This is a genomic window from Pedobacter sp. 10L46_2 (assembly GCF_056395165.1).
In genome coordinates this window covers 1-8533 of the sequence record NZ_JBFTIZ010000228.1, presented here as the reverse complement: position 1 = coordinate 8533, position 8533 = coordinate 1, and the positions used below count along the sequence as shown (strand labels likewise).

The following is an 8533-nucleotide window of genomic DNA, read 5'->3' as shown; positions in this document are numbered from 1 at the left end:
TGCAAGTAGTTACCTCTTTGTATAATAGTAACAAAAAGTAAAGTTTTATTGATTTACAGTGCTTTAAATTTTCAATGCAACAAAATAAAATTGACACCTGTCCATTTCAGGAAGCAATGGATCTGATGTCGGGCAAATGGACCATGACAATCATCAATACACTGATGGCAGGTAAAATGAGGTTTAAGGTATTGGAAAGATCAATCCCTGGTATCAATACACGTATGTTGGTTAAGGAGCTCAAACAATTGGAAAAAACAGGGGTTCTGACCAGGACCGCTTATGCCACAGTTCCTCCAACTGTCGAGTATGCATTAAGTGAAAAAGGAATTTCATTGACATCTGTCCTTGCTGCTGTTCAAGACTGGGCTTTAAAAAACATGCAAACCAAAAATTAAACTTAAGATGGAAATAAATAAGATAGATATATCTACCAGATATGCTACACATGCCGACTTGCCTAAGCTTGGCAAATTTTTACAAATGTTGGTTGAGGCCGAACGTCCTTTTAATCCTACTTTAAAGGATGGCGAAATCTTCTATTACGACCTTAAGACACTTATAGAGGATGAGCAAACAGCAATCCTAGTGATCGAGTTTAATGCTGAAATCGTTGGATGTGGTTATGCCCAAATTAGATCAGCAAAAGCTTACGAACGTCATGAGCTCTTTGGTTATCTGGGCTTCATGTTTGTAAGTCCGGAATTTAGAGGAAAGGGGATTAATAAGCTATTGATAAACGATCTTAAGCAATGGGTTTTATCAAAAGGAATAACTGAGCTGCGTCTTGATGTATACCACGACAATGATGCGGCTGTGAAGGCATATGAAAAAGTAGGTTTCAAGAAATTACTTACAACAATGCGCTGTGATATCAGCTAATCGCTATTTTAATATTAGTTGGCACAACCCAAAAATAACACCAGCGTGCGCCTTATCAACCATAAAAATTCGTAATTAAAGCCAAAGAAATGTTGGCTTTTTTTTACAAATTGCGATTTCACACACAATGAATGAGAACTAACCTAAATAGTGAGTTGGCCACCAAGCCGCACTATCCCATATTAGACGGCCTTCGCGGTGTCGCAGCCATAATCGTTGTAACGTTTCACCTGGCTGAACCATTCTCAACAAGTAATTTAGATAAATTCGTTAATCACGGTTATCTGGCTGTCGACTTTTTCTTTTTATTATCAGGCTTCGTGATGGGCTATGCCTACGACGATCGCTGGCATAAAATGACAGTAGGAAGCTTTTTCAAACGCCGCATCGTACGCCTTCAGCCAATGGTGGTTTTGGGGATGACCCTCGGCGCAATCGGATTCTATTTTACAGATTCTACACTATGGCCGCTCATTCATACTATTCCTATCTGGAAGATGCTGCTGGTACTGCTGATCGGTTATACGATCCTGCCCGTGCCATTATCTCTTGATATACGTGGCTGGCAAGAGATGCACCCCTTGAATAGTGTGGGATGGTCATTGTTCTTTGAATATATTGCCAACATTCTTTACGCAATCTGGATCAGAAAATTCTCCAAAACGGCATTAAGTATTTTAGTTGGCATCGCTGCTATCGCACTCGTACACCTGGCGATCACAAACGGCGACGTTAGTGGAGGATGGACGCTGAACGTGGAGCAGGTACGCATTGGATTAACGCGCGTCATGTATCCGTTCTTTGCCGGTCTGTTACTTTCCCGTGTTGCCAAGCACACCCGTATTAAAAATGCCTTTCTATGGTGTAGCCTTTTAGTAGCTATAGTACTCTATATGCCTCGCATTGGTGGTGCAGAGCATCTTTGGATGAACGGAGTTTATGACTCTGTTTGCATTATCATCGTATTTCCACTTATCGTATACCTTGGCGCAAGTGGCCGGATGCAAACCCAAAGAGAGAACCGCGTTTGCAAATTCTTAGGTGAGATATCATATCCACTTTACCTGGTACATTATCCGATTGTCTATTTTTACGTGGCCTGGATCAGCAACAATAAAGGTTTAACGATAGTGCAGGCATGGCCATATGCGTTAATCATCTTAATAAGTAGCATCATTTTGGCATATGCCGCATTGAAATGGTACGATGAGCCAGTTCGCAAATGGTTGCGGAAAAAGCTTACATGAGGATCAGAAAACGGTTAACCCAAAGATGAAATTTTAGAAAAAGCTATTGAAATGGCCAAATGATTATGATTTACAGATAAATACTAACGAAACATATTACCTAATGAAGCTATTTATTTCTTTACTCACGTTTCTAATATTTGTTCAATTTGCTTATGGGCAAAACGTTGACAGTCTAAAAAAAGAAGAAGTTCAAAAAGAGTTAGAACAACAATTATTTCCAGGTTCCCAACTACAAAACGATTTTCATTTCGAATTTTCAAACCCTTTTACTGAATTAACTTTCTTAACACAAGATGGTTATAAATTAAATGGATTACTCTTCAAGGCAAAGCAGACGGAAGGATTGATATTTTATCTGCATGGCAGCACTGACGGACTTGATACCTGGGGGAAAGTTGCCCCTTTTTATAATAATCTTAATTATGATATCTTTATTCTTGACTATCGAGGTTATGGGAAGAGCGAAGGTAAGGTGAGTAGCGAACCTCAATTGTCTAGTGACATTCAAATGGTATATGACAATTTAAAAAAGATCTATCCAGAATCGAAGATTATTGTGATTGGCCAATCAATAGGTACAGGGCCTGCCGCTATCCTTACAGCAAACAATAATCCGAAAGCGCTTATCTTACAAGCGCCATATTATAGCCTACCAGATTGGATATCCAACATTGCACCGGATATTGATACTTCCAATATGAAATATCAATTTAAGACTTATGAATTTTTGCAGAAAATAAAAGCACCTGTAACAGTTTTTCATGGAGACGCAGACGACGCTATATATATTGGCTCTTCGAAGAAACTTAGTTCATTTTTTAAGAAAGATGATAGATTGTTTATTTTGAAAGGCGAGGGGCATAACAACTTTATAAATAATACAGAGTATTTAGAAAAAATGAAGACGATTCTTCAACAATAGCCCTTCTTACACTTTATTAAACTTGTGTTATGGCTACTTAACGCGATTCAATTTGATCAATCATAGCCTTTTTTACAGCGGCCAAAGCATGATCCTTTGCCTGAGCAAAGGATATACTGTACATACGTTCAATTGAACGTAAACTTGCGGGAAAACTTGACAATAGTTTATCATAATAATCATCCAGAAGATCTGGTGATGGTTTGCGGATCGTAACGCTAAGGTCAAAACAACGGAGCAACGACGGTTCAATAAACTCACTATAATCCGTAGCACAGATCAGTAATGCATTATCCGGATAATAATCAATCAGATGAATCATTGTATTAACTAGTCTGCCCATTTCATCCCCATCTTTAACATCAACACTTCTTACTTTGCTTATCTCATCAAACTCGTCAATAAATAATACGGCTTTTTCTTTAGCTGCTATATTAAAAACAGTTTTAATGCTGTGTGTTATATCATTAATAGATCCTGAGAGGATATTACTCAGATTTAATACAATTAAATTTTTTTCCAAACCAGAGGCAATAGCCTTAACTGTGTAAGTTTTGCCACATCCCTGGCTCACATTCAGTAACATCTTGTTGTCAATCGGCAAACCATATTCGTTTAATTGTTTAAAATAACGATGTTCACTGATTAACCGTGTAATTATTTGTTTATTCGCATCATCAACAAAAAGGTCGTCCAGCAATACCTTTTCGCTATCGTTTATAAAATAATTATATGTATACATTCTCCATCTAATTGAAAGCGTGCCGTATTAAGTCCATCAGAAAATAATACATCGTAAAAAAAAAATATCCAAGGTGAAGACCCCATGCCCGTATATATACCCATACAAAAATGGAGCCATATACCTTAAATGATTAAGTAAAAAAACTCTGTATTGTTAATCGAAGGCACAGATTTACAAGAATATACGCCATATAGACCTATACTGGAAGGGTATAAGCCCTATATTTTTTTAAAAAAACTTGTAAAATGTTGAAATATTATCAAACTCCATATAAATAGTGACTTTGACAAGTGATGAAAAAGGGGTAATGGATTACCTAAAAATTGAATTATGGCCGCAGATGATGATTGCCTGGATAAAATTGAGTTGGTAACCCATAAAATGAGAAAATTAATTATTTTATTGACGATTATACAGCCGTAATAAACTTATTTATTACCAAGTTGTTCTGCTAGGCCAATCAGAATCCCTTCCACTCCGCGAATGTAGCACAACTTATAGGAGTTCTCATACTGAACCATTTCGCCAACCAGTTCAGCGCCATGTTTGCTAAGTCTTGATACCACCTCATCAATATCTTCAACAGTAAACATTACTCGTAAATACCCCACCGAGTTCACGGGGGCCGTACGGTGGTCTGAAATAACAGTTGGCCTTAGAAATTGCGACAGTTCCAAACGACTGTGGCCATCCGGGGTAACCATCATAGCAATCTCTACATGCTGATCGCCCAGTCCGGTAACACGACCAGCCCATTCACCCTCAATTGTAGCCCGTCCTTCAAGCTTTAATCCTAATTCTATAAAAAAGGGGATCACATTGTCCAGCGATTCTACAACGATGCCAACATTATCCATCCTTACTATCTTACTTTTTGTCATGTTTTTTCTCCTCAAATTTATTACTGTTCAGGTGCGCCTTTAGGATCCATCCATACAAACTCCCAATGGTGGCCATCTAGGTCCTCAAAGCTGTGTTGGTACATAAAGCCGTAGTCAGTGGCCGGATTAGGTATGGTGGCACCTGCGGCCTGTGCTTTATTTACCATTTCGTCAACGCCCTCTTTACTATCTGCAGACAGGCAAATAGAGCACTCTACCGCTTTGTGGGCATCCACAATTTCTTTTTTAGTGAACGTCTGAAAGAAAGGTTCTGTTAGCAGCATAATATAAATGGTATCGCTAATGATCATGCAGGTAGCTTTCTCATCGGTAAATTTGGGGTTAAAAGTATAACCAAGTTTGGTAAAAAACTCCACAGATCTGTTAAGGTCCTTAATAGGGAGGTTTACAAAAATTTGAGTTGCCATTATTTTTTTATTTAAGTTATACTCAAAGATACAGCAATGCCTTGCACGTTCAACTGTGCAATAATGACAAATTAAGGGGGGAAATACGACGTGCTAAACAACTAACAGATTTTCTAAAACCTCCCGTCATCCCGACGATACGAGAGATCCCCTGGTTCTCGGGATAACGCAGTTGTGATTTTACATTTAGTATCTTTGACAAAAAGCCACTTTTATTAAATCCTGAAACAACCAAAAAACTCAATATGTCTGCATATAAACGTCGCGATTTCTTAAAACTTTCTTCTTTATCGGCCCTGCCACTTATCGCATCGGCTGTTATGCCAGCAAATACATTTGCATCAGAAAAAGCAATACCATCAAAAGATAGCGAAGCAGTTTATTTTATTAACGATGGGATTTTTTATAAGCCAGAAGATTTTATAAATAAGCTACAAGAGATAAATACCGCTAATCCAATAGAAAGAGATAGTTATGCCGATGGTGGGACCATAGAAAAGCTTTTAAAGAAATTTGTAGAAATTACAGGAAAAGAAGCTGCTGTTTATTTGCCAACAGGCACCTTGGCTAACCAGCTGGCAATTAGTTTTTTATGTGGAAATAATACAAAAGCATTTGTGCAAGAAACCAGTCATGTTTATAGGGACGAAGGAGATGCCGCACAAACCTTGTTCAACAAAAGATTAATTCCGCTGGCCGAAGGAAAGGCACATTTCACCTTAGATGAACTCAAAAAAGCAATTAAATACCATAAAGATGGCGAAGCGTTTGTTGGCGAAGTTGGAGCTGTATCTATAGAAACACCTGTAAGAAGGTGCGATAACCAGGCTTTTCCATTAGAAGAGATAAAAAAGATTTCGGCTTATTGTAAAGAACAAGGCTATAAAATGCACCTTGATGGTGCCAGACTTCACATGGCAACAGCATTTACAAATGCAACGGTAAAAGAATATGCCAGGTATTTCGACACAGTTTACATGTGTTTGTATAAATATTTGGGTGCAACTGGTGGTGCTATTTTATGTGGCGATAAAGTTGTGATTGACCAAATGCATCATCTTATTAAAATCCATGGTGGTGGAATTTTTACCAATTGGCCCAGCGCATCTATCGCTTTGTATCACTTAAACACTATTGATGAGGTGATGGAAAAAATTAAAGTAAAATCGGCTAGTCTTTTTAGTCAGTTTAGCCAACTTAAAGGCTTCAAAATTAATCAGGTGCCTAATGGTACAAATCAATTTAACGTATCAATAGCCAATGGAATTGATCCGGTTAAACTAAATAAAAGGTTGAGGGAAGAGCATAATATTATTTTCGGCCAGCCAAGAGAAGATGGTTTTGTAAAAATTAAAGTAAATCCAACACTGTTGAGAAGAGATAACCAACAAATTATCGACTCCTTTAAAGAAGCAATCTCATTTGCCAAAGTGTAAAATTTTGAATGAAGATGCGAATTGCTTTTCCTAATCCCTTGAAGGTATTAAAGTAAAACGGCTCTTCAACTTTAAAAAAGGCTTTTCAAAACATTTGTAAGACAACATTGCTAATAATGTCGTCGAGATGAAAGCAGTAACAGATCCTATTCCGTTTTTCCATTCCAATAGACCTATACTCTCGCTAAAGGTTGCTAATTCATTTTTAAAAATATTAAAAACGATAGATAAGCTAATTTAGAAGGCATATACTTTACGGGTGCCCCGTAAAGAGATAAAAACATTGCTATAACACCAATAAGTATCAGAAACCATCCAGTAATTGATTGTGGAATTGTAGCTAGGTGAGGAGCATCTACATTAATTTCGCAAACCATTGATGCAATCAACCAGCAAATCACACCTGTTATAAATAAACCAATACGGAGGACTGCATTCCATTTAGGTTCCCAGCCCTTTAAGTAGGCAGAGAGCAGTATTCCTGCAGCAAAAAACTGAAATTGTACAAAGCTATTTGTCCATTGGCCACTAAACCCAGTTGTTGGTCTTTGAGCGTAGTAAATTATCGTGGCGTAAGCAATAACTATTGAAAGAAATGAGAAAATCTTTAATCCTTTTTTCCCTGCAAAAAACAACACTAATGGAAGTAAAATATAAAGTTGTTCTTCTACAGATACACTCCATAAAGGATTTATGCAATAAGATTGCCACTCCTTAAATATTATATACCAATTCCCAGAAAATAGCGTGAATGCTAATTGTGCTTGTCCTGGAATAACAGATCCAAAAAAATCAGTAGCAGAGGTAAGTAACACCATGCCAAAAAAGAAAATAAAATATAGTGGCCAAATCCGTAAAATACGTCTAATGTAAAATGACTTAACGTTTATTTTTCTATCTTTCCAAAATGGACATCTTCTCTTGTTAGTAATTCTGTGATTAAAAATGCGCTAAGGTGTAATTTCGTAATGCGCTTATAATAGACTCCGAGAAATTATGATCGATGAAATGCTATTAAAATATGGGCTAACTAATGCGCCTAGTATTCTACCAATGCTGGATGATTTCAGTGATGAGCGAGAGGTAAGAGAATATTGTTGGCAGGTATTACGGACTTATCCTGACCTAACAAAAGAAGATTGGATTATTGGAATTGAAGGAGGAGATTATATCTATAGTTTTGGCGGCAATTACATCTTTATTACCGACGATATTTGGAGCTTCAATTTGGTTGCCTCTCAGGCAGTATTGGATTTACTGGTAGAAAGAATAAGACAGGTATGATAGTGTTTACCTCTCCAAAGAGTAAAGCACTTTGATCCCATTGGGATAGATTTTATCTCCAATTTCCAACTTTACATAATCCTGATTTGTTGCCTTAAGCCCTTCTAATGGATAATAATACAGCTTACACGGACTATCACTCTTTACCTGTTTAACAGCATAAGAAAACTCAACATCGGCTAGCCCTTTCGCTTCAATCTTGTATCGGAATTCACCAGCCTTTTCATGAAAAACAGCCAATTCCAGCATCCCATTCATAGGTGAGCCAGGGGAATTAACAACGCGCCAGTTCGTAAGCGGTGTAGCTATTCCTGCCAAGGTTATTTTTAAATCGGCCGCAGTAAGACCATTTTTAAGAATCAGGTTGTCTCCTGTCTGCTTATCGGTAAGGGCAATCACAACCTTTGATGGTGGACTTTCATTCAGGATACCAGCACAAGGGTCTAAATTCACTCCATTTTTTTTGCAGCCTGGCAGTGCAGAAAAAAGAACTAATAGCAAAATTGAGTAGCGTAATATTTTCATAGATACGAAGATATATATTAAGGCCCGGATACTATCGCCAAAATTACTTTATATTTGCTAATAATTTATTACCTGTTACTTAAAGGTTATCAGATAATGTCAACATGGTTTTATGGAACAAACAGAAAAGCAACCAGTAAATAAAGAGTTTACCGATGAATGTACCAAGGTGCTCAATGC

11 protein-coding genes are annotated in these 8533 nt (G+C 37.4%); 6 read left to right on the top strand and 5 right to left on the bottom strand.

All coding sequences use genetic code 11. The features are described 5' to 3' along the window. Positions 1–74 precede the first annotated feature (74 nt). The 4 genes from AC1DDX_RS19975 (at position 75) to AC1DDX_RS19960 (ending at position 3054) form a co-directional block, all read left to right on the top strand. Entirely contained in the window at positions 75–398 is a 324-nt protein-coding gene (locus AC1DDX_RS19975) for a winged helix-turn-helix transcriptional regulator (protein WP_172662669.1), read from the top strand. 7 nt (positions 399–405) lie between these two features. Next, a complete protein-coding gene (locus AC1DDX_RS19970; RefSeq protein WP_172662670.1) occupies positions 406–882 on the top strand; it encodes a GNAT family N-acetyltransferase in 477 nt (158 codons plus the stop codon). A gap of 131 nt (positions 883–1013) precedes the next feature. Next, positions 1014–2129 (top strand): acyltransferase family protein, encoded by a 1116-nt coding sequence (locus AC1DDX_RS19965; RefSeq protein WP_337716013.1) that lies wholly within the window; start codon positions 1014–1016, stop codon positions 2127–2129. Between the two features lie 103 nt (positions 2130–2232). Then, complete coding sequence (locus AC1DDX_RS19960; protein ID WP_477622464.1) at positions 2233–3054, top strand: alpha/beta hydrolase; 822 nt, start codon at positions 2233–2235, stop codon at positions 3052–3054. A 37-nt stretch (positions 3055–3091) separates the two neighbouring features. Here AC1DDX_RS19960 and AC1DDX_RS19955 read toward each other — a convergent pair whose 3' ends face one another. The 3 genes from AC1DDX_RS19955 to AC1DDX_RS19945 all read right to left on the bottom strand — a co-directional run bounded on the left by AC1DDX_RS19955 (position 3092) and on the right by AC1DDX_RS19945 (position 5108). After that, a complete protein-coding gene (locus AC1DDX_RS19955; protein ID WP_288881564.1) occupies positions 3092–3796 on the bottom strand; it encodes an ATP-binding protein in 705 nt (234 codons plus the stop codon). A gap of 431 nt (positions 3797–4227) precedes the next feature. Continuing rightward, a complete protein-coding gene (locus tag AC1DDX_RS19950) occupies positions 4228–4680 on the bottom strand; it encodes a VOC family protein (RefSeq protein ID WP_172662674.1) in 453 nt (150 codons plus the stop codon). A gap of 20 nt (positions 4681–4700) precedes the next feature. Continuing rightward, positions 4701–5108 (bottom strand): VOC family protein, encoded by a 408-nt coding sequence (locus tag AC1DDX_RS19945; RefSeq protein ID WP_172662675.1) that lies wholly within the window; start codon positions 5106–5108, stop codon positions 4701–4703. A 245-nt stretch (positions 5109–5353) separates the two neighbouring features. Here AC1DDX_RS19945 and AC1DDX_RS19940 point away from each other — a divergent pair, with 245 nt between their 5' ends. After that, positions 5354–6544 carry a threonine aldolase family protein gene (locus AC1DDX_RS19940; protein WP_172662676.1) on the top strand — a complete coding sequence of 397 codons (1191 nt, stop codon included), beginning with the start codon at positions 5354–5356 and terminating at the stop codon, positions 6542–6544. Between the two features lie 194 nt (positions 6545–6738). On the opposite strand, the gene AC1DDX_RS19935 is transcribed toward AC1DDX_RS19940, so the two are convergent. Further along, on the bottom strand, positions 6739–7434 hold the full coding sequence (locus tag AC1DDX_RS19935; protein ID WP_477622465.1) for an acyltransferase family protein: 696 nt from the start codon (positions 7432–7434) through the stop codon (positions 6739–6741). 106 nt (positions 7435–7540) lie between these two features. Between AC1DDX_RS19935 and AC1DDX_RS19930 the strand changes: the two genes are divergently transcribed. Continuing rightward, positions 7541–7828 carry a hypothetical protein gene (locus tag AC1DDX_RS19930; RefSeq protein ID WP_172662677.1) on the top strand — a complete coding sequence of 96 codons (288 nt, stop codon included), beginning with the start codon at positions 7541–7543 and terminating at the stop codon, positions 7826–7828. A gap of 6 nt (positions 7829–7834) precedes the next feature. Here AC1DDX_RS19930 and AC1DDX_RS19925 read toward each other — a convergent pair whose 3' ends face one another. After that, positions 7835–8281 carry a hypothetical protein gene (locus AC1DDX_RS19925; protein ID WP_477622463.1) on the bottom strand — a complete coding sequence of 149 codons (447 nt, stop codon included), beginning with the start codon at positions 8279–8281 and terminating at the stop codon, positions 7835–7837. Positions 8282–8533 lie beyond the last annotated feature (252 nt).

Excerpts from the sequence above, each read along its gene's own strand:
- AC1DDX_RS19945 (WP_172662675.1), bottom strand. The coding sequence starts at position 5,108 with ATGGCAACTCAAATTTTTGTAAACCTCCCTATTAAGGACCTTAACAGA.
- AC1DDX_RS19975 (WP_172662669.1), top strand. The coding sequence starts at position 75 with ATGCAACAAAATAAAATTGACACCTGTCCATTTCAGGAAGCAATGGAT.
- AC1DDX_RS19965 (WP_337716013.1), top strand. The coding sequence starts at position 1,014 with ATGAGAACTAACCTAAATAGTGAGTTGGCCACCAAGCCGCACTATCCC.
- AC1DDX_RS19955 (WP_288881564.1), bottom strand. The coding sequence starts at position 3,796 with ATGTATACATATAATTATTTTATAAACGATAGCGAAAAGGTATTGCTG.
- AC1DDX_RS19930 (WP_172662677.1), top strand. The coding sequence starts at position 7,541 with ATGATCGATGAAATGCTATTAAAATATGGGCTAACTAATGCGCCTAGT.
- AC1DDX_RS19970 (WP_172662670.1), top strand. The coding sequence starts at position 406 with ATGGAAATAAATAAGATAGATATATCTACCAGATATGCTACACATGCC.
- AC1DDX_RS19960 (WP_477622464.1), top strand. The coding sequence starts at position 2,233 with ATGAAGCTATTTATTTCTTTACTCACGTTTCTAATATTTGTTCAATTT.
- AC1DDX_RS19940 (WP_172662676.1), top strand. The coding sequence starts at position 5,354 with ATGTCTGCATATAAACGTCGCGATTTCTTAAAACTTTCTTCTTTATCG.
- AC1DDX_RS19950 (WP_172662674.1), bottom strand. The coding sequence starts at position 4,680 with ATGACAAAAAGTAAGATAGTAAGGATGGATAATGTTGGCATCGTTGTA.